The organism is Yersinia hibernica, from assembly GCF_004124235.1.
GTDB lineage: Bacteria > Pseudomonadota > Gammaproteobacteria > Enterobacterales > Enterobacteriaceae > Yersinia > Yersinia hibernica.
On record NZ_CP032487.1, the window covers coordinates 128,708 to 149,339 of the forward strand.

Below are 20,632 nucleotides of genomic sequence, written 5' to 3' on the forward strand. Positions count from 1 at the left end.
GTAGTATCAATATTCATGCATTAATTGTGAATAAAAATACATTAAGCTTGAGCGTAAGGGAACCTAAAAACACCCTTAAACTTACGAAAATGTCAATGCTCAATCACGTGGGGGAACAGTAAAACCTTGCTGAGAACCCAAATAATGGTTTTGAGTATTTATGTCTTTAAACGCATAAATACAATTAAGTCAGAAGGTAAACTAAACCCATGTTGAATACGCTGATTGTTGGTGCCAGTGGTTATGCCGGAGCGGAGCTTACGGCTTACCTTCATCGACACCCACATATGAACATAACCGGTTTAACGGTTTCAGCGCAAAGTGCAGATGCAGGAAAATTACTTTCTGATCTGCATCCGCAACTAAAAGGTGTAATCGATCTGCCGCTACAACCCTTGGTGGATGTGGCTCAGGCGGCAAAAGGTGTGGATGTTGTGTTCCTCGCCACCGCCCATGAGGTCAGCCATGATTTAGCCCCCCAATTCCTGGCTGCGGGCTGTGTGGTATTTGACCTCTCCGGCGCATTCCGGGTTCAGGATGTCGCTTTCTACAGTCAATATTACGGCTTTGAACATCAACATGCTGATTGGCTGGATAAAGCCGTCTATGGATTAGCGGAATGGCAAGCCGAAGAAATTAAACAGGCGCAATTGATTGCCGTGCCGGGTTGCTACCCAACCGCATCCCAATTGGCGCTTAAGCCATTGGTTGATGGCGATTTACTTAATGAAGCACAATGGCCGGTGATTAATGCCGTCAGTGGTGTGAGTGGCGCGGGCCGCAAAGCCAGTATGGGTAATAGTTTCTGTGAAGTGAGCTTACAGCCGTACGGTTTATTTAATCATCGCCATCAGCCGGAAATAGTCGCCCACCTTGGCACGCCGGTGATTTTTACTCCGCACTTAGGTAATTTCGCCCGGGGTATCTTGGCGACCATCACTTGCCGCCTGAAAGCGGGGGTCACAGCAGCAGATATTGCTGAGGCATACCACCGTGCTTATCAGGATAAGCCACTGGTGCGGCTTTATAAGCAAGGTGTTCCGGCACTAAAAGCGGTGGTGGGTTTGCCTTTCTGTGACATCGGTTTCTCGGTACAGGGCGAACATTTAATTATTGTCGCGACAGAAGATAACCTGCTGAAAGGGGCCGCAGCTCAGGCCGTGCAATGCATGAATATACGTTTTGGCTTTGCGCAAACTCAGTCCCTGCTGTAAGTCACAGCAGGGTTTGTCACCGAGTCGAAACTGACATTTTTATCCAATTATATTGAGGCGAAACATGATGAACCCGTTGGTCATTAAATTAGGTGGCGTGTTGCTGGACAGCGAAGAAGCGTTGGAGCGCCTGTTTACTGCATTGGTGACCTATCGTGAGAAACATGAGCGCCCGCTTGTGATTATGCACGGCGGTGGTTGTCTGGTGGATGATTTGATGAAAAAACTCGCCCTGCCGGTAGTGAAGAAAAACGGCCTGCGCGTGACCCCAGCCGATCAGATTGACATTATCACTGGTGCATTAGCGGGCACAGCCAATAAAACCCTGCTGGCTTGGGCGGTAAAACACCAAATTAATGCCGTCGGTTTATGTCTGGGTGATGGTAATACGGTTGAGGTCACACCATTAGATGCCGAGCTGGGCCACGTAGGTAAAGCTTTGCCCGGCTCTGCCGCATTGGTGCAAACCTTACTGGCAGCAGATTACATGCCAATCATCAGCTCTATCGGTATTACTGTTGATGGCAAATTGATGAATGTGAATGCCGACCAGGCGGCGACGGCTTTGGCGGCGACACTGGGAGCAGATTTGATTTTACTGTCGGATGTCAGCGGCATTTTAGATGGTAAAGGCCAGCGCATTGCGGAAATGACAGCACAAAAAGCCGAGCAACTTATTGCTCAGGGCATCATTACTGACGGCATGGTGGTTAAAGTGAATGCGGCGCTGGATGCGGCTCGTTCATTGGGCCGCCCGGTGGATATCGCCAGTTGGCGTCATGCAGATCAGTTGCCAGCATTGTTTAATGGGGTACCGATTGGTACGCGCATTCTGGCTTAATACTGTTCAAACAGACTATTATGAATTTCTATTTAGCGATCTAGGGAAGCAAAATTATGGCATTGTGGGGCGGACGGTTCAGTCAGGCAGCAGATCAGCGTTTTAAGCAATTTAATGATTCTCTGCGGTTTGATTACCGGTTGGCAGAGCAGGATATTATCGGTTCTGTCGCTTGGTCAAAAGCACTGGTCACGGTTGGCGTTTTAACCGCCGCTGAACAGCAACAACTTGAGCAGGCACTCTCTGTCTTATTAGAGGAGGTACAGGCTGACCCACACGCTATTTTAGCCAGTGATGCGGAAGATATTCACAGCTGGGTTGAAACTAAACTGATTGATAAAGTCGGTGATTTGGGCAAGAAATTGCATACTGGGCGCAGCCGTAATGACCAGGTGGCAACTGATCTGAAATTGTGGTGTAAATTTCAGATAACTGAATTACAAACCGCGGTGCAGCAGTTGCAGCAGGCGCTGGTTATCACGGCTGAAGCTAATCAGGACGCAGTCATGCCGGGTTATACCCATTTGCAGCGCGCCCAACCTGTGACCTTTGCACACTGGTGCCTGGCTTATGCTGAAATGCTGGCCCGTGATGAAAGCCGCCTGCAAGATACACTGAAACGCCTTGATGTTAGCCCGCTAGGCAGTGGTGCATTGGCCGGGACGGCCTATGCTATCGACCGCGAACAACTGGCCGGTTGGCTAGGTTTTGCATCGGCAACGCGTAATAGTCTGGACAGTGTTTCTGATCGTGACCATGTGTTGGAATTACTGTCTGACGCCAGCATTGGCATGGTGCATTTATCCCGTTTTGCTGAAGATCTGATTTTCTTCAACAGTGGTGAAGCGGCATTTGTCGATTTATCTGACCGCGTAACATCAGGCTCTTCCTTGATGCCGCAAAAGAAAAACCCAGATGCACTGGAATTAATCCGTGGGAAATGTGGCCGGGTACAAGGTGCATTGACCGGGATGATGATGACGCTGAAAGGCTTGCCTCTGGCCTATAACAAAGACATGCAAGAAGACAAAGAAGGGCTGTTTGATGCGCTCGATACTTGGCTCGACTGCCTGCATATGGCGGCGCTGGTGTTGGATGGCATTCAAGTGAAACGCCCGCGTTGTCAAGAAGCAGCCGAGCAAGGTTATGCCAATGCCACTGAATTAGCTGATTATCTGGTCGCAAAAGGGGTGCCTTTCCGTGAAGCACACCATATTGTCGGCGAGGCTGTTGTTGAGGCGATTCGTCAGGGTAAAGCGCTAGAGGCTTTATCACTCAATGAGTTGCAGAAATTCAGTGCAGTTATTGGTGATGATGTATACCCAATTTTGGCGTTGCAATCTTGTTTAGATAAGCGGGTAGCGAAAGGTGGGGTTTCACCACAGCAGGTAGCATCGGCGATTGCGGAGGCTAAAAAGCGCTTATTTTAATTCGCAGGATATTCTTTAATATTGAAAACGGGCCATATCCAACCTGGCCCGTTTTGCATTATAGCGGTTTAAATATATTGAATTCGTTACTCATCTTATTTATAAAATTTCAATTCACGTAACAGCAACCGCTGTGTGTTGATTATTTATATTTTCTATAAAATCAATATCATTAATTACATGCTGCTTTATCCTTAATAGAGAGTTGAGTTTATAACCAGAGATGATTATAATAATTATTATCAAATAATGGCGGAATGGTAAAATATCAACTAGCATTAATAAATAAAAATACCCAGGTAAAATAACGATAAATCTTACTCGGATATATTAATTTATTGTCTAACAAGGTATTCAATTTCCTTGAGAATTTACACTCTACTTATTTGATAAAGTAACTTACTTCTCTAATAGAAAACAACGTCATTTTAGCTACCGGATATTTTCTGTTATTTGGTAGTAATGCTATGACTAAATTATATTGTACGGTAATGGCTAATAGTTAATGGATATATTGCTTTTATATTAATAAGGATGAAATCTCATAAATGGATAGTATAGCTAGAGATAGGAAGAGAATAATAAATTCAATGAAGAAAGTTGCATTTGGCATATGTGTGGCGCTGACGGCACAAGGCTATTCAGAGAGAACTCAAGCTGACACCAGAGTAATATCTGCTAATGAGCAAGACATGGTATTAGATGAACTCAAAGTTGAAGGTACCCGCCATTCTCATGAGGGGGATTGGGTCTATGATGAGCCCCGCTCAGTGAGTGAAATATCACGCGAGCAAATGGATAATCGGCCAGCCCGCCATGCAGCAGATATCTTGGAGCAAACGCCGGGTGTGTACTCTAGTGTGAGCCAAAACGACCCGGCGCTTTCGGTTAATATCCGTGGCATACAAGATTATGGCCGTATCAATATGAATATTGATGGTATGCGTCAGAATTTTATGAAAAGTGGCCATGGGCAGCGCAATGGCATGATGTATATCGATCCGGAAATACTGGATAATGTGGTGATTGAAAAAGGAGTGAGCAGCGGTATTGGCGGGGCCGGAGTCATTGGCGGGATTGCCACATTTAATACAATTAATGCCAGCGATTTCCTCGAACCAGGGAAAGAAATTGGTGGTAAAGTCCGCGCACTAACAGGTGATAACGGCACTCAGTTTATTGGTAGTGCCGCACTGGCACTGGGTAATGAATATGGTGATATCTTAATCGCCGCCAGTGAACGTAATCTAAAAGATTATTGGCCGGGTAATAAGGGGTATCTTGGTGAATTACGCATGGGGCGGAGAAAGAATAAATTTGATAGTGATGTCAAAAATAATAAAGTTGCCTTTACGTATTATAAAATGCATACACGATTAGCAAAAATAGGCTGGAATTTATCCGCCAATCAACGGCTAGCACTCAGTTATTTACAAACACAAGTATATGCCCCCAATGCCGGTATGTACACCATTTTAGATGATAAAGCGACACCACGTACTTTTAGATATGGCTGGTTAAGTAAAGGTGTTAGTAATGTGATGAACCGTAATATTGGATTGGATTATAGCCTAAAACCGGAACATATTGCTTGGATAGATGCCACTGCCAAAGCCTATTACGTCGATACCGATGATTACACTGATACCCATAATGCTAATGCCGTTTTCCGCAAACAATATTGGACTCAAACCCGCCTCACCACCCATGGTTTACAACTACAAAATACCAGCTTATTAAATTTTGCCGATCACCATCAATTACGTATTAAATATGGCCTTGACTGGTTTAGTGATAACTCCCGTGGGCGTACAACTAATGACTATCTGGATGCGCTAACGCCAGTGGATAAAAGAGTCAATGGACTGACACCCGCGGGTCAGCGCGCCATTACCAGCACCTTTGCTCAGCTTAATTACGATTATAATGATTGGCTGCGGTTAGAGGGGGGGCTGCGGCATGATAAATTTCGCATACAGGGGAATACCTGGATGCTAATAAGTCGCTATCGCCATGCTTATACCCGTGAAAATCCTTGTGATCCAATAATACATGAGCTCGAAGAGAAAGAATATACGCGATGTTCTAGTAATGTAAACTTCCCAATGGCATGGGAGGTCAATCGTCGCGAACAGCGATTATCACCCACCGCAGGTATTGGGATAAAGCCCGGGGTTCCTTGGTTAGAGTTTTTTGGTCATTACGGTAAATCCTGGCGGCCACCGGCGCTGACGGAAATGTTGGCGACCGGTAGTCCGCATGGTCATGGCTGGATTTTACCGAATCCTTTGGCGCAGGGAGAGAATGCCAAAACCTGGGAGGCGGGCCTGAATATTCAGCATACCGGCCTGTTTATTAATGAAGATCGTCTGGCGGCAAAGTTAGCGTATTTTGGGTCGTGACGCAAACTTAGTGTTGGTGTACTCTTTACCCTTTGGATGATTGATGGCAAAGATTGATGTGGTTTGTCCTCGCTGTTCTGAAACTCATGGGGTTATCCGAAACGGCCACTCCGGCTCAGGGGCGCAGCTCTATCGCTGTAACCAATGCCTGAAGACCTTCCAGCTCAGCTATCGCTACAACGGAGCTAAACCCGAAACCCATCAGGCCATCGTTGATATGGCGATGAACGGCTCCGGATGCCGCGATACAGCACGGGTTCTACGGATAAGCCTCAATACCGTTCTGCGTCATCTAAAAAACTTACGCCGCACCAGGTAGCGCAAAACGTAGAGCCTAGCGCAGAGGTGGTTATCTGCTGTGAAGCCGATGAGCAGTGGTCATATGTCCGCTGTAAAGGCAATCAACGCTGGCTGTTTTATGCCTATGACCGCATCCGAAAGCGCGTTATCGCCCATGTATTTGGCCCGCGAAATGCTTTGACATTAAAGCGTCTTCTGGTTTTGCTGAGCCAGTTTAGCATTGCCTTCTACATGACCGATGCCTGGCCGGTATACCGCACTTTATTGTCCTCAACCAGTCATGTTATCAGCAAGAAATACACCCAGAGGATAGAGCGACATAATCTGAACTTGCGAACCCATCTCAAACGGTTAGCCCGCAAGACTATCTGCTTCTCAAAATCAGAAGAAATGCACGATAAGATCATCGGATGGTATCTGACAATTAACCATTACCACTAAATCTGCGGCACGACCGTATTTTGATACTCGGGTAAAAAATTATATTAATCTTGAATTAGCCAAACTAAAACCAAAGTTTGGCGGCGGATCTTTTACTAACGCTACCTATATTAATAACTTGCTGGCTACGCATTTTCGTGGGCTGGAATATCAATTAAGTTATGATGCTGGGGTGTTTTATAGCACAATAAATTATACCAGAATGATTGGTGTCAATGATTTTTGCTCAAAACGGGCGTGGCTAGGTGGTGTACAAAAGCGTGTTACTGTAGGTTATCGGTATATTTCTAAATATCCTTATGCGCGTACTATTGGATATCCCACTGATGATGATTATTCAAATAATAAGATAGAGTGCCTCAGGGGCCGTAACTTATTTGGCTCTTCAGCCTATTTACCGGGGGATAGAGGCAGTTTGGTTTTAGGCGGTAGAATATTTGATCAAAAGCTGGATTTCGGCACCACTATCCGTTATAACAAAGGACATCAAGACCGATCTGCGATAGGTAGACATGGATATCCTACTACCGCCTATGTCGCTGACTGGCCAAAATATATTATATATGATATTTACGCCAGTTATAAGGCAACTAATAATTTAATCTTGCGAGGTACTATTGAGAATATAACCAATCGTGCTTATTTGGTTAATTATGGTGACTCACTCTCGATGACCCCAAATCGGGGGCGAACTATTCAGGGGTCTATTGAATATAGGTTCTAAAGATATTAAATAAATATTTATCATGGTAGGTTTTAATTTTTGGTATTGAATTTAATGTGTTGAATTTAAAGAATTCAGGTGGAATAATTATTTTCATCTGAGGTCACTGTGATTCAATGATGAATCACAGAGTAATTGTTAATTAAAAGGATATTATTATGACAGTAACTATCAAATATAAATATAGAAGTGATTTTGCTGATAGCACCATTTCCTCCGTCACCAAATACTGGGCAACTGAACATGGTGATATAACCACAGCAGAGACCAAAGAATATGGTTTTTTTGCTGGTGGTGACTACTTTGGTGGCACGCAATATGCCTTACCCAGCTCCCATAATATATATACGGGGATGATTATCGAAGGGAATCTAAATTACTCCTTTACCCCCCAGCATACTCTCTCCGGAAGAATCGACAGTTTGGTGCTAGGTCGAGAATTGGTGGAGAATACCACCGGCCTGGGTAGGAAACTTAAAGATCCATTTTTGGAGTTCAGTGGGTTAGATATTACTGGTAAGTTTGATCCCCTTAAAACACAAGCTGAGAACCACCAAGGTGAAACGCATAAGGCGGCTTATGGTTTTATGCGCGGCAATGCCGATCCATTCCTGGATATCCTGAAAGCCAAAGGTATTGATGTCGACACACCGCTTAAGGATATGGCCATCGCCAGCCAGTTTGATAATAATAATGAAATGGTATCGGATGCGCCAATGCCAGTCATTGATGTTATTGGTTCATATGATGAAGCTGAAGTATTAATGGCTGCATGATATCTCGCTTGAAATAGTAATTTTATAAAATAAATGGTGTTATGCCACCACTATTAATTTGGCTATCAGATTTGGTGGTGGCCTCAATAAATTCGTTATGGAAATTTTGAGAAATTAAATTACTAACGCGAACAAGATAATTGCCAGTCATTGATGTTATTTAATGATGGATTTGGCCTTAATGCTAAATATAAAAGGATATTATTATGGCGGTAGAAATATGGTATCAAGCACAAATTGGAGATGAGACCATTTCCTCTTATACTCATAAATGGGTTGCTGGTTTTGGCAATATGATGTCAAGTGATAGTGACAATGAGTATATGTTTCAAACTGGGGCTTACGCTTCTGGGTCGGGTAATTTATATGGATTTAGCCGAATTAACTCGCAACAGGATAGTATAGCAATATCTGTGGGCTATAGAGCCATAATTAAAGAAGTAAAAAACGATTTGTTAGAGCATAAAGTCGTCCCTGGAATAAGTGGTAGTGTGGAATTTGGTGAGCGAATAATACCTCTTGCTGATGTTGATTTATTAGATGAATGCCAGAATGGGGATGAAGTCTATTTTCAAATTGATAATGTGCAATTGGAAATTAACGGGTTGGAAACCGCAGATGATACCGAAAATTCGCTAAGTATGTTATTTCATTTATCCCATCATCGCAATTATTCAGATGATCTGGAAGGGAAAAACCTTGCTATGTTTGGTTTACTCAGAGGAAATGCTGGCCCTATATTGGCGAAATTTAAAAGTCAGGGTATTGATATAGATACTCCCCTTAAAGATATGATTACGGCTAAACAGTTTTATGTCACTAGTGGTGATGTCATGTCCGAACCCATAGTGATTGAAACTGTGGGTGTGATTGAAGGGGGCGAAATATTATCAGCCGCTTAATCATGGTCGCTAAAAAATGATTTTTGGCAAACGAAATAATATTAACACCACCGCCCTGATTTTTTATTGCCTACCGAGTCATAGTGGCGGTGGACAAAATGAGTATTGTTATTGAGAAATAAAATAATACGAACTCAGGTGACAATGCGACTTTCAGTATGGAAATTGATGCCATGGAATCATATAAAACCTCTGAGCTAACACCGATCACGGTTCTCTCTGTGCTCGCTGGGCACAAAAAAATCCTCTGGGGAATCGGGTTATTCACCGCAGTAATTAATATTTTGATGTTGGCTCCGGCTATTTACATGCTGCAAGTTTATGATCGCGTTCTGGTATCAGCCAATACCATGACATTGCTGATGCTGACGATTCTTGTCCTCGGAATATTTGTATTTATTGGCTTACTTGAATGGGTTCGTAGTGCGATAGTTATTCGGCTCGGAACTCGCATTGATATGCAACTTAATCAACGGGTATTTAATGCGGCATTTGCATCCCAGCTTCGCGGACATAAAGTACCTGCCGCCCAAGCTTTGAATGATTTAACATCTTTACGCCAGTTTGCGACCGGCAATGCCCTGTTTGCTTTTTTTGATGTCCCCTGGTTTCCACTGTATTTGCTGGTTATTTTTGTCCTCCATCCTTGGTTGGGTGTTTTGGCCACGGTAGGCGCATGTGTGCTTATTTTTCTGGCCTGGTTTAACCAGTGGGTATGTAAAAAACCCTTGAAAGAAGCATCAACCATCACTTCCCAAGCAACTCAGCAAGCGAATGCCAATTTACGTAATGCCGATGCCATCGAAGCGATGGGCATGCTAGATGCACTGCGCCAGCGCTGGCTCACGCAACATTCACATTTCCTTTATCAACAAAATATCGCCAGTGACAAAAGTAGCCAAGTGACCGCAGTATCTAAATCCAGTCGCCAAGCTTTGCAATCAATGATGCTTGGGCTGGGTGCATTGCTGGTTATTGACGGCGCAATTACGGCGGGGGTGATGATCGCGGGGTCGATTTTAATTGGCCGGGTCTTGAGCCCAATTGATCAGTTAATTGCCGTCTGGAAACAATGGAGCCAGGCGCGGCTGTCTTATCAGCGCCTTGCCCATTTATTGGCTGAGCATCCACCGGTGCCGGTGGGGATGGTTTTGTCTGCGCCAACAGGGAAACTCAGTGTAACGCAGCTCACTGTTTGTCAGCCTGGCACTCATACCCCAATTTTATATTCCATCAACTTTGAACTACATCCTGGCCATGTTTTGGGTGTTTTGGGGCCATCGGGTAGCGGCAAATCTACATTGGCGAAACTATTGGTGGCGTGTAAACCGGCTTTCAGCGGTTCGGTGCGCTTGGATAGCGCCAATTTATCTCAATGGGACAAAGCCCATTTGGGGGAGTTTATTGGCTATCTGCCGCAAGATATTCAGCTATTTCGTGGGTCGATTGCGGAAAATATCGCCCGTTTTGGCAACATCGAGACGGCAAAAGTGATTGCCGCGGCTCAGATGGCGGGGATACACGACTTAATCCTCCATCTGCCACGGGGTTATGACACTCAGCTCGGCGAGGGGGATGAGGTGCTTTCTGGTGGTCAGCGCCAGCGTATTGCTTTGGCCCGGGCGATGTATGGTGTGCCGCGCCTTATTGTGTTGGATGAGCCGAATGCCAGCTTGGACAAAGAAGGTGAAAAAGCGTTGTTGGAAAGCATTCTGCGTCTTAAACAGCAGGGGTGCACTATCGTGATGATCACCCATAAGCCGGAGCTGTTATCGGGTAGCGACTACTTATTGCTACTCAATCAAGGGCGGATGGAATTGTTTGACAGAACCGAAGCCGTTTTGCGGCAGGTTCAGGGGCCGGATAAGTCCGCAGTTAAAACGCCAGTCAAAGTGCCTGCAAGTAAAAAGTCTTGGGATAGCAGCATGTCCTATGGGGTTGCCCCAGCCCGTACAGCATCACAAAAATCATAATATTTAATCACCCAAGGATGGAGAAATAACCGATGTTACCTGAATCAGGTCGTTGTGCGGCTAAGAACTTGGGCTACCCCCCACCGCGGCTACAGACCAATAGTGGCAGATACCTTAGCCTTGGTGGATTATTGGTTTTGGCGGGTTTTATTGGTTCTTTATTTTGGGCTGGGTTGGCTCCGCTGGATAAAGGGATTGCGATTATGGGGCATATTGTCGTCGCCGAAAATCGGAAATTGGTTCAGCCGTTGCAAGGCGGGCGTGTGCAACAATTGCATGTTTCTGAGGGCGATGATGTCACCGAGGGGCAATTACTTATCACGCTGGATGATACCGCAGTGCGTAGCCATCGGGATAACCTACGGCATCAGTATTTAGGCGCACTGGCTCAGGAATCACGTCTTAGTGCCGAACAGCATGAATTACCGGCAATTATCTTCCCGCCCATCTTGCTCCAACACCCGGTGCAATCTTCCGTTGAGCGTAATGTTGTTTTGCAGCAACAGCTTTTTCATCATCGTCGGCAGGCGCAAGTCAGTGAAATTGCTCGATTGTCCGCACAAATTATTCGTTACGAGAGCCGGTTGGATGGGTTACAAACAATACGAGGCCATAACCAGCGCCAATTTGACTTATTTCAGCGGCAATTACAGGGGATCCAATTACTGGCGAAAAATGGGCACGCTTCGGCAAACCAGCTGTTAGAGATGGAGCAGCAAGCGATTTCACTGCGTGCCAATATAGAGAGAAATAGCAGTGAAATATTAGAACTTCATAAGCAAATTAGTGAAACAGAGCAGCATATCTTACAACGCCGTGAGCAGTATAAAAGTGAGAATCGCGAACAACTGGCCACCGCGCAGCAAAGCACTCAGGAGTTAGAGCAGCGTTTGCAGGTGGCAGAATATGAATTAGCCAACACACGTATTTATGCCCCGGTCAGTGGCACAATCATCGCGCTTGCTCAGCACACTATTGGCGGGATAGTCAGTAGCGGGCAAATATTAATGGAGCTGGTTCCCAGTGGTCAGCCACTCTTAGCGGAAGCCCAACTTCCCGTATCGTTAATTGATAAGGTGATGGTCGGGTTGCCGGTAGACCTTAATTTTTCTGCTTTTAATCAAAGCCATACACCGCGATTACAAGGTTCTGTATTACACGTTGGCGCAGACCGTATACAACATCCGCATACTTTAGAGCCTTATTATCCCTTAACTATCGCAATTGATATCACGCAAACTGAGTTGGAAATCCGGCCCGGTATGTCCGTTGATATTTTTATCCGCACGGGGGAAAGGTCGTTACTGAACTATCTGTTTAAACCACTCACTGATCGCCTGCATATTGCCTTTGCTGAAGAATAATTAATTGAGGGTAACTTATTAAAAATAAAGGAATATGGCGATTTAATTTATGAAAAAACGGCAGAATGATTCTAGCACCATCCTTTGGTGGGTAAGTGCCACTTTAATGAGTGGCATTCATATTTATTTAATATGGTTACTGAGCCATACCCATACGCCCCCACTCGATGCCGATATCTCCCCTGTGGCGATGATGCTCGCGTTGTCGACAGAACCGGAGTTTAGCCAAAATGTGGAGCAAGAGTCGGTAGTGGGCATCAGCCAAAATATCAATGAACCGCCGGTCGAGCCGGTGGAACATCAACCCGAAGCAGCGAATCAGCTTGTGGTGGCTCCCGAGCACTCTAATGCTTCATTGATTGTCGAAAAAAAGGTCGATACCAGCCCAAAAGAGCCGACCAAAGCAGAGCGGCGACCACAGAAAGTCACGAAACCGCGCCAACCTATTAAGGAGCCGCCGCCGGAGAGCAGTACACCAGCGATGCCCGCAGTGGCGACCAGCACGCCTTTATCTGGAGAGAGCCACCAAGTTGCGGCGGCGGCGAACAGTGATTCTTTGCAAAATCAACAGAGTCATATGAATTGGAGAAGCCGCTTGCAAGGGCATCTGGCGGGGTTTAAACGTTACCCGCCCACGGCGCGAAAGCAGCGCCAACAAGGCACTGCGATTGTCCATTTTGCGGTCAATCAAGAGGGATACGTATTAGCGACTAAGCTGATTAAGAGCAGCGGAGTGGCGGCCTTAGATCGCGAAGCATTGGCCGTGATTAAACGCGCCCAACCCTTGCCCCAACCACCCGCCGAGTTGTTATTGAATAAACAGATAACATTGATTGTGCCTGTTGTTTTTGATCTCAAAAACAATAAACGATGAATTAGAGGGGCTGGCAGCGGTTCTGAGAAATAAAACAAAAAACCGGGCTTTATGCCCGGTGCAATAATGCGGTCAATATGACGGAGGAATATTATTCGCCTGGGCAGCGCAGGCAACGTTCAGCCTCGTCAGTGCCCAATTTTAATTTGGACTGCAAATCACGCAATGCGGTACGCAAGCCTTCCTCAATAACCGGGTGGTAGAATGGCATATCCAGCATTTGATTAATCGTCATTTGCTGTTGATGAGCCCAAGCCAGCAGGTGCGCAATATGCTCCGCACTTGGCCCCATCATCTCGGCCCCCAGGAAGCGGCCGGTTCCCTGCTCACCATAAACCCTTAAAATACCTTTGTTTTTCAGCATGACCCGTGAACGGCCTTGGTTCTCAAAAGAGACTTCGCCGATGTCAAAACAACCGCAGGCACTGAACTTCTGTGATAATTCACGGAAAGTAGAACCGACCATCGCGATTTGCGGATCAGAAAACACCACAGAAATTGGGCTACGGCGTAACCCCGGCACCACTTCAGGGAAGCCGCCAGCATTGCCCCCCGCGATACGGGCCTGATCACTGGCTTCGTGCAGTAATGGCAGCTGGTTACTGGCATCACCGGCAATAAAAATGTGGGGCACACTGGTCTGCATTGTCAGCCGATCGGCGGTTGGAACACCGCTATCATCAAGGGCCAATGAGGTGTTTTCCAATCCCAGATTGTCGACATTCGGCCGGCGGCCGGTGGCGGCTAAAACATAATCCACCATAATTTCTTGTGATGAACCGGCTTCATCCAGATAGCGGATAAAGACTTTATCGCCCTCGCGCTGCATCACTTCAACTTTTACATCAGGATTGAGATAGAACTCTTCACCCAGCGTTTTGGCAGCATAATTGCGGACAATACTGTCAGTTAGCGGGCCGACACCGCCACCTACACCAAACATTTTGACCTGAACACCAAGCCGATGCAGTGCTTGGCCCAGCTCCAGCCCGATAACCCCAGGGCCGAAAACAGCGACTGATTCGGGCAGGTCATCCCAGTTAAAAACGTCATCATTGATAATGAGCCGATCACCCAGCGCATTCCACGCCGCAGGCCAAGTTGGGCGCGAACCGGTCGCAATCACAATGCGCTGCGCAATAATCTTAGTATGCCCATCAACTTGTAACGTGTTGTTATCAATAAAGCGGGCATAACCCTGAATTTTATCATTGGCTGGAATGCTGTCGACACCCTCCAGGACAAAACCGACAAAACGGTCGCGTTCGCGCTTCACACGACTCATGACTTCACGGCCATTAATCAGGATGTTACCTTGCGGATGGATACCAAAACCGGGGGCTTTTTCAATCTGATGTACAGCTTCAGCCGCCGCAATCAGCAGTTTGGATGGCATGCAACCGACGCGCGCACAGGTGGTACCGTATTCGCCACCTTCAATCATCACCACATTTGGGGTGGATAGTTTGGCAGCGCGGTAAGCGCCAAGCCCAGCAGTACCGCCGCCAATCACGGCGACATCAACGTTTAAGGTTTTCATGGCTACTCCTAGCTGAAAAAAAAGGTAGGCCGAAGCCTACCAAGCATACCCTTTGTACTTGATATTGCAGCGGCGTTCACTTGCGGCCTGGCTGCAATTTCAATGGCTCGGGGTATATTGACTTTATCTTCGTTTTATTAATGTTATTAAGCGGATAAATAGCTTTCTAAATCATCACTGCCACCGATGTGACGGCCACCAATAAATACTTGTGGCACAGTCCCACGGCCGCTCACTGCGCGCAGGCTGACGGTGGTGGCATCTTTGCCCAGCACGATTTCTTCATACTGAACCCCGCGCTCTTGCAACATTTGTTTCGCTTTGGCGCAGAATGGGCAACCTGGTTTGGTAAAGACAGAAACAGATTCCTGTACTTTGAAGTCAGGAGCCAGATATTTCAGCATCGTGTCGGCATCAGACACCTCAAACGGGTCGCCTGGTTTGTTGGGTTCGACAAACATTTTCTCGACCACACCATTACGCACCAGCATGGAGTAGCGCCATGAGCGTGGGCCAAAGCCTAGGTCAGCTTTCTCAACCAGCATATCCATGCCTTTGGTGAATTCACCGTTGCCATCTGGAATAAAAGTAATATTTTCAGCATGTTGATCGGATTTCCATGCATTCATCACGAAAGTATCATTGACTGATACACACAGAATGCTATCAACACCGTGCTGTTTAAATACCCCGGCCAGTTCGTTATAACGTGGCAAATGGCTGGAAGAACAGGTTGGGGTAAAGGCACCCGGCAGCGAGAATACAATTACAGTTTTATTATTGAACAAGTCATCGGTGGTTACATCAGCCCACTGGTCGCCTTGGCGGGTATGGAAAGTGACGTGTGGAATTTTTTTACCTTCGTGATGAGTAAGCATCTGTAACTCCTTAATTAAAAAATGAAATATTTCAATTTTTCTAGGTATCTTTTCGTTGGGACACATTATTCATTTTATCACTTGATAGTTCTAATCACTGATTGCTATCTTATCTATCGTTAATGGCTATCATAAAGCGGAGCAGCGATGAATATTCGTGATTTAGAATACTTAGTGGCGCTGGCTGAATTCAGGCATTTCCGGCGCGCCGCCGACTCTTGTCATGTCAGTCAGCCCACGTTAAGTGGCCAGATTCGTAAGTTGGAAGATGAGCTGGGCGTGATGTTATTAGAGCGCACTAGCCGTAAGGTACTGTTTACACAGGCTGGATTGTTGCTGGTGGAGCAAGCCAGAACAGTATTGCGTGAAGTCAAAGTGCTTAAAGAGATGGCCAGTTTACAGGGCGAGAGTATGTCTGGCCCGCTGCATATTGGGCTTATACCCACGGTTGGGCCTTATTTGTTGCCGCAAATCATTCCTATGCTGCATCAAACATTCCCAAAACTGGAAATGTATCTGCACGAAGCGCAAACCCAAAATCTTCTGGCTCAGTTGGATAGTGGTAAACTGGATTGTGCGATTTTGGCGCTGGTCAAAGAAACCGAGGCCTTTATTGAAGTTCCGCTCTTTGATGAGCCGATGCAATTGGCGATTTATACTGATCACCCATGGGCGGGTCGTGACAAAGTGCAGATGCATGAGTTGGCGGGCGAGAAGTTGCTGATGCTGGAAGATGGTCACTGTTTGCGAGATCAAGCCATGGGTTTCTGCTTCCAGGCAGGCGCTGAAGAAGACACGCATTTCCGTGCTACCAGTTTGGAAACACTGCGCAACATGGTTGCCGCGGGGAGCGGAATTACGTTATTGCCATCACTGGCGGTGCCAAATGAACGAGAACGTGATGGTGTCTGTTATCTTGAATGCTACAAGCCTGTGCCAAAGCGCACTATTGCATTGGTGTACCGCCCCGGTTCCCCATTGCGTGGCCGCTATGAGCAACTTGCCGAGGCGATACGTGAACACATGCAAGAGCGCATGAATCCCACCTTAGAACAGGCGGTTTAATCCATTCAGTGCTGCCACTCGGTAGGCTTCAGCCATGGTTGGATAGTTGAAGGTCGTATTAACGAAATATTCGATAGTATTACCTTCTCCTTTCTGTTCCATGATGGCCTGGCCGATGTGGATAATTTCAGCAGCGCGTTCACCAAAGCAATGAATACCAAGGATCTGCTTGGTTTCTCGATGGAACAGGATTTTTAAACTGCCGGTATCCATACCTACGATTTGCGCCCGCGCGAGGTGTTTAAATTGCGCCCGGCCAACTTCGTAGGGGACTTTCATTGCCGTCAAATCCTGCTCGGTTTTACCTACCGAGCTGATTTCCGGAATAGTATAAATCCCGGTGGGAATATCTTCGATCAGGTGAGCATTTGCTTCGCCTTTGATCATCGCTTGCGCTGCAATTCGTCCTTGGTCATAAGCGGCAGAGGCCAAACTCGGGTAGCCAATGACATCACCCACCGCATACACATGAGACAGTGCCGTCTGATACATGCTGTTGACCTTCAACAAACCCCGGCTATCGGCTTCCAGCCCGATATTTTCCAGCCCCAAACCATGGGTATTTCCGGTGCGGCCATTGGCATATAACAAGCAATCCGCTTTAACTTTTTTGCCTGACTTCAGATGAACAATAACTCCATCAACAGTGCCCTCAATCTGCTCAAATTCTTCGTTGTGGCGGATAACCACGCCGTTATTCCAGAAGTGATAAGAGAGCGCGTCTGACATTTCCTGATCCAGAAAAGCCAGCAGACGGTCGCGGGTATTGATTAAATCAACTTTGACACTCAGCCCACGGAAAATTGACGCATATTCGCAGCCAATCACCCCTGCGCCGTAGATTATAACGTGTTGTGGTTCATGGCTGAGTTGTAAAATAGTATCACTGTCGTAAATACGTTCGTGGGTGAAATCAACGTTTACTGGGCGATAAGGGCGTGAGCCTGTCGCTATCACGATGTTGTCGGCCCGCAGTGTATCGTTGGTGCCATCTGCATAACGTACGTTAATAGTATTGGCGTCTATAAAGCTGGCATCACCAGAGAACATTTGGCAGTGATTGCGATCATAAAAGCCTTGGCGCATACGGGTTTGCTGACTAATAACGCGATCCGCATGGTTTAAGATATCAGCGAAAGAAGAGCTGATGGTTCTGGCATTGTCACTGTAGAGTGGGTTTTGGTTGAATTCGATAATACGGCTAACGGCGTGGCGCAAAGCTTTGGAAGGGATGGTGCCCCAATGGGTACAGCCACCGCCCACATTATTATACCGTTCGATCACGGCAACGCGGGCACCTTGCTTGACCAACCCCATAGCGGCACCTTCACCGCCAGGACCCGAGCCAATAACAATGGCATCAAAATGGAAGTGCTGTTGCATGTAGGAGAGACCTATTATTATACAAAATTACAACGCTATATTAACATTATCCTCAGTATAACCCAATAAACAATGGGTAAATCACCGTGATGTGTGCTGTAAAGTAGCAATTCCGTATTGGAATGATACGTTTATATAACGGTTGTTACTATAAAGTTTGGTATATTGTTGACTATATGTCTTAGATTGAGAATTTGGATATCCCTTGGGTACGATTATGGGCGTCAGAGCACAACAAAAAGAGCGGACTCGTCGTTCCCTTATCGAAGCGGCGTTCAGCCAGCTGAGTGCTGAGCGGAGTTTCGCCAGCCTGAGTCTGCGGGAAGTTTCCCGCGAGGCGGGTATCGCACCGACTTCTTTTTACCGGCATTTCCGTGATGTCGATGAGCTTGGGCTGACAATGGTCGATGAAAGCGGCTTGATGTTACGCCAACTTATGCGCCAGGCGCGTCAACGGATTGCCAAGGGCGGCAGTGTCATCCGCACCTCCGTGTCCACATTTATGGAATTTATTGGTAATAACCCCAATGCGTTCCGCTTATTGTTACGGGAACGTTCCGGGACTTCCGCTGCATTTCGTGCAGCTGTAGCACGTGAAATACAGCATTTTATTGCTGAACTGGCTGACTATCTAGAGCTGGAAAATCACATGCCGCGCAGCTTTACTGAAGCCCAAGCTGAGGCCATGGTCACAATTGTTTTCAGTGCGGGTGCAGAAGTGCTGGACGTGGATATCGAACAACGGCGACAGTTAGAAGAACGTTTGGTTTTGCAACTGCGGATGATCGCCAAGGGCGCTTATTATTGGTATCGTCGCGAGCAGGAAAAACTCGCAGTGGCCCGTGCTTAATAAGATAAGGAAAATGATGGAACAATCTTGCTCTGAAAAAAAGTCTCACCGTGAAGCCGGCACGCTACTTTTGGCCTTGGTAACGGGGCTGGCAATAAACGGCTCATTTAACGCGTTATTTAGCGGGTTTGTCCCCTTTTCCGTCTTTCCGCTGCTGACATTAATCTTAGCGGTTTATTGCCTGCATCAGCGCTACCTTAATTTTGCCATGCCGCAAGGCCTGCCAGTGTTGGCTTCTGCGTGTTTTTTACTTGGCATTTTATTGTATAGCGCGATTGTTCGGGTTGAGCATCCGGCGATTGGCTCTAACTTTGTGCCCTCGATTCTGAGTGTGGTGTTGGTGTTTTGGATTTTATTTAAGTTGAAAGCACGTAAATCGGTACAGACGGATACTGACTCAGATACCGATAATCAACAGCCGCAATAACTTTCTTATTGATTAATATCACTTAATATAGAGGGCAACATCGTGTTGCCCTTTTGTTTATCTACGATTTTTGCTTTTTGTTAGCCGCGTTTTTCCAGTAAAACGCCACACTCCATATGATGGGTGTAAGGGAACTGATCAAAGAGCGCTAATCGGCTGATTTTATGGGTGTGTTGCAGTTGCTCGAGATTGGCACACAGTGTTTCTGGATTACAGGAGATATAAAGGATACGCGGATAAGCCTGTACCAGTTTGACCGTTTCATCATCCAACCCGCTGCGCGGTGGGTCGACAAAAATGGTTTCGCAGTTATAGCTGCTTAAATCAATACCTTTCAATCGGTTAAACTCGCGAACACCCTGCATTGCCTGAGTAAATTCTTCTGCAGACATCCGGATTATTTGCACATTGTCGATATGATTGGCGGCAATGTTGTATTGCGCCGCTGCCACTGACGGTTTGGCAATTTCAGTCGCCAGCACCCGCTCGAAATTACGTGCTAATGCCAGCGAGAAGTTGCCATTGCCGCAGTACAGCTCCAATAAATCACCGCTAGCCTGTTGAGTGACGTCAATCGCCCATTCCAGCATATGAATATTCACCGCAGCATTAGGTTGGGTGAAACTATTCTCGACCTGACGATAAATCATCTCGCGCCCGGCGACCGGCAACACTTCGTCAATATAGTCGTGATCCAGCATGATTTTGGTTTTTGATGCCCGGCCGATGAGTTGCAGATCAAAACCTTGCTGGCGCAGCTGGTCACGTAATTGCCGCGCTTTTTGCTGCCATTCTTCATCTATTTGCCGGTGATATAGCATGGACGCGATCAGTTTACCGCTCACAGTCGATAAGTAATCAATTTGGAACAGTTTGTAGCGCAAGATGGGCTCAGCTCTGATGGCGGCCATCAGGGCACTCATCAGACGATTGATTAGCAAACTAGCCACCGGGAATTGCTCGACCCGAATTCGCAACTTGGTCTGCGGGTCAAACATGATGTGGTACAGATCATCGCCATCGTGCCAAATACGGAACTCGGCCCGCATGCGGTAATGCTGTGCTGGGGAGCGAAATATTTCCGCGGTAGGGGCTTGAAACGGCGACATCATCGCCTGAAGACGGGCAGATTTTTCCGCTAATTGGTGGTCGTAGCTATCTGTCGGCAGGATGTCGGGCGTCATGATTTTTCTCGTCTGGCCAGTATAAAAGAGAGTTGCTGCTGCGGATTGTAGGGAAAGTGGAAGT

General features: G+C 46.6%; 16 protein-coding genes and 2 pseudogenes. 14 read left to right on the top strand and 4 right to left on the bottom strand.

Annotated features, from left to right (window positions below; translation table 11 throughout):
- The first annotated feature begins 209 nt into the window (after positions 1-209).
- The 11 genes and pseudogenes from argC to D5F51_RS00660 all read left to right on the top strand — a co-directional run bounded on the left by argC (position 210) and on the right by D5F51_RS00660 (position 13,241).
- Positions 210-1,214, top strand: a complete 1,005-nt coding sequence (argC, locus tag D5F51_RS00610; protein WP_129195328.1) for an N-acetyl-gamma-glutamyl-phosphate reductase — start codon at positions 210-212, stop codon at positions 1,212-1,214.
- A 67-nt stretch (positions 1,215-1,281) separates the two neighbouring features.
- Positions 1,282-2,055: an acetylglutamate kinase gene (argB, locus tag D5F51_RS00615; protein WP_087769113.1), complete on the top strand. Its 774-nt coding sequence runs from the start codon at positions 1,282-1,284 to the stop codon at positions 2,053-2,055.
- Between the two features lie 56 nt (positions 2,056-2,111).
- Positions 2,112-3,485 (top strand): argininosuccinate lyase, encoded by a 1,374-nt coding sequence (gene argH / locus D5F51_RS00620; protein ID WP_129195329.1) that lies wholly within the window; start codon positions 2,112-2,114, stop codon positions 3,483-3,485.
- A 548-nt stretch (positions 3,486-4,033) separates the two neighbouring features.
- Positions 4,034-5,878, top strand: a pseudogene (locus D5F51_RS00625) (TonB-dependent hemoglobin/transferrin/lactoferrin family receptor); the annotation flags it as partial.
- Positions 5,879-5,930: 52 nt separating this feature from the next.
- Positions 5,931-6,628, top strand: a protein-coding gene (locus tag D5F51_RS00630) for an IS1 family transposase (RefSeq protein ID WP_100273935.1) whose coding sequence is annotated in 2 segments (ribosomal slippage) — positions 5,931-6,189 and positions 6,189-6,628 — 699 coding nt in all. Because the reading frame shifts where the segments join, the coding sequence is not laid out codon by codon here.
- A 16-nt stretch (positions 6,629-6,644) separates the two neighbouring features.
- A pseudogene (locus D5F51_RS00635) lies at positions 6,645-7,352 on the top strand (TonB-dependent receptor); the annotation flags it as partial.
- A gap of 158 nt (positions 7,353-7,510) precedes the next feature.
- The gene (locus D5F51_RS00640; protein ID WP_129195331.1) at positions 7,511-8,128 is read left to right on the top strand and encodes a heme acquisition protein HasA; all 618 of its coding nucleotides are present in this window, start codon (positions 7,511-7,513) and stop codon (positions 8,126-8,128) included.
- A 206-nt stretch (positions 8,129-8,334) separates the two neighbouring features.
- Positions 8,335-9,030, top strand: a complete 696-nt coding sequence (locus D5F51_RS00645; RefSeq protein ID WP_129195332.1) for a heme acquisition protein HasA — start codon at positions 8,335-8,337, stop codon at positions 9,028-9,030.
- A 173-nt stretch (positions 9,031-9,203) separates the two neighbouring features.
- A complete protein-coding gene (locus D5F51_RS00650) occupies positions 9,204-11,003 on the top strand; it encodes a type I secretion system permease/ATPase (protein WP_129195333.1) in 1,800 nt (599 codons plus the stop codon).
- A gap of 32 nt (positions 11,004-11,035) precedes the next feature.
- Entirely contained in the window at positions 11,036-12,367 is a 1,332-nt protein-coding gene (locus D5F51_RS00655) for an HlyD family type I secretion periplasmic adaptor subunit (protein WP_162301658.1), read from the top strand.
- A 49-nt stretch (positions 12,368-12,416) separates the two neighbouring features.
- Positions 12,417-13,241, top strand: coding sequence for an energy transducer TonB family protein (locus D5F51_RS00660; protein ID WP_129195334.1), 825 nt, complete (start codon positions 12,417-12,419; stop codon positions 13,239-13,241).
- Between the two features lie 91 nt (positions 13,242-13,332).
- On the opposite strand, the gene D5F51_RS00665 is transcribed toward D5F51_RS00660, so the two are convergent.
- Together D5F51_RS00665 and D5F51_RS00670 are read right to left on the bottom strand one after the other, a co-directional pair.
- Positions 13,333-14,781, bottom strand: coding sequence for a dihydrolipoyl dehydrogenase (locus D5F51_RS00665; protein ID WP_129195335.1), 1,449 nt, complete (start codon positions 14,779-14,781; stop codon positions 13,333-13,335).
- Between the two features lie 146 nt (positions 14,782-14,927).
- Positions 14,928-15,659, bottom strand: coding sequence for a glutathione peroxidase (locus tag D5F51_RS00670; RefSeq protein ID WP_129195336.1), 732 nt, complete (start codon positions 15,657-15,659; stop codon positions 14,928-14,930).
- A 147-nt stretch (positions 15,660-15,806) separates the two neighbouring features.
- On the opposite strand from D5F51_RS00670, the gene oxyR reads away from it, so the two are divergent.
- Entirely contained in the window at positions 15,807-16,724 is a 918-nt protein-coding gene (gene oxyR, locus D5F51_RS00675) for a DNA-binding transcriptional regulator OxyR (protein ID WP_025379963.1), read from the top strand.
- Here oxyR and sthA read toward each other — a convergent pair.
- Positions 16,707-18,107 carry a Si-specific NAD(P)(+) transhydrogenase gene (gene sthA, locus D5F51_RS00680; protein ID WP_129195337.1) on the bottom strand — a complete coding sequence of 467 codons (1,401 nt, stop codon included), beginning with the start codon at positions 18,105-18,107 and terminating at the stop codon, positions 16,707-16,709. The two genes, oxyR and sthA, sit on opposite strands and share 18 nt — an antisense overlap.
- A gap of 217 nt (positions 18,108-18,324) precedes the next feature.
- On the opposite strand from sthA, the gene fabR reads away from it, so the two are divergent.
- Positions 18,325-18,957 carry an HTH-type transcriptional repressor FabR gene (gene fabR / locus D5F51_RS00685; RefSeq protein WP_025379961.1) on the top strand — a complete coding sequence of 211 codons (633 nt, stop codon included), beginning with the start codon at positions 18,325-18,327 and terminating at the stop codon, positions 18,955-18,957.
- Positions 18,958-18,970: 13 nt separating this feature from the next.
- Positions 18,971-19,384, top strand: a complete 414-nt coding sequence (locus tag D5F51_RS00690; protein WP_129195338.1) for a YijD family membrane protein — start codon at positions 18,971-18,973, stop codon at positions 19,382-19,384.
- Positions 19,385-19,464: 80 nt separating this feature from the next.
- Here the strand turns inward: D5F51_RS00690 and trmA are convergent, their stop codons facing one another.
- Complete coding sequence (trmA, locus tag D5F51_RS00695; protein WP_129195339.1) at positions 19,465-20,568, bottom strand: tRNA (uridine(54)-C5)-methyltransferase TrmA; 1,104 nt, start codon at positions 20,566-20,568, stop codon at positions 19,465-19,467.
- Positions 20,569-20,632 lie beyond the last annotated feature (64 nt).

Excerpts from the sequence above, each read along its gene's own strand:
- D5F51_RS00645 (WP_129195332.1), top strand. The coding sequence starts at position 8,335 with ATGGCGGTAGAAATATGGTATCAAGCACAAATTGGAGATGAGACCATT.
- oxyR (WP_025379963.1), top strand. The coding sequence starts at position 15,807 with ATGAATATTCGTGATTTAGAATACTTAGTGGCGCTGGCTGAATTCAGG.
- D5F51_RS00660 (WP_129195334.1), top strand. The coding sequence starts at position 12,417 with ATGAAAAAACGGCAGAATGATTCTAGCACCATCCTTTGGTGGGTAAGT.
- D5F51_RS00690 (WP_129195338.1), top strand. The coding sequence starts at position 18,971 with ATGATGGAACAATCTTGCTCTGAAAAAAAGTCTCACCGTGAAGCCGGC.
- fabR (WP_025379961.1), top strand. The coding sequence starts at position 18,325 with ATGGGCGTCAGAGCACAACAAAAAGAGCGGACTCGTCGTTCCCTTATC.
- D5F51_RS00650 (WP_129195333.1), top strand. The coding sequence starts at position 9,204 with ATGGAATCATATAAAACCTCTGAGCTAACACCGATCACGGTTCTCTCT.
- D5F51_RS00640 (WP_129195331.1), top strand. The coding sequence starts at position 7,511 with ATGACAGTAACTATCAAATATAAATATAGAAGTGATTTTGCTGATAGC.
- argH (WP_129195329.1), top strand. The coding sequence starts at position 2,112 with ATGGCATTGTGGGGCGGACGGTTCAGTCAGGCAGCAGATCAGCGTTTT.
- argB (WP_087769113.1), top strand. The coding sequence starts at position 1,282 with ATGAACCCGTTGGTCATTAAATTAGGTGGCGTGTTGCTGGACAGCGAA.
- D5F51_RS00655 (WP_162301658.1), top strand. The coding sequence starts at position 11,036 with ATGTTACCTGAATCAGGTCGTTGTGCGGCTAAGAACTTGGGCTACCCC.
- D5F51_RS00670 (WP_129195336.1), bottom strand. The coding sequence starts at position 15,659 with ATGCTTACTCATCACGAAGGTAAAAAAATTCCACACGTCACTTTCCAT.
- trmA (WP_129195339.1), bottom strand. The coding sequence starts at position 20,568 with ATGACGCCCGACATCCTGCCGACAGATAGCTACGACCACCAATTAGCG.
- argC (WP_129195328.1), top strand. The coding sequence starts at position 210 with ATGTTGAATACGCTGATTGTTGGTGCCAGTGGTTATGCCGGAGCGGAG.
- sthA (WP_129195337.1), bottom strand. The coding sequence starts at position 18,107 with ATGCAACAGCACTTCCATTTTGATGCCATTGTTATTGGCTCGGGTCCT.
- D5F51_RS00665 (WP_129195335.1), bottom strand. The coding sequence starts at position 14,781 with ATGAAAACCTTAAACGTTGATGTCGCCGTGATTGGCGGCGGTACTGCT.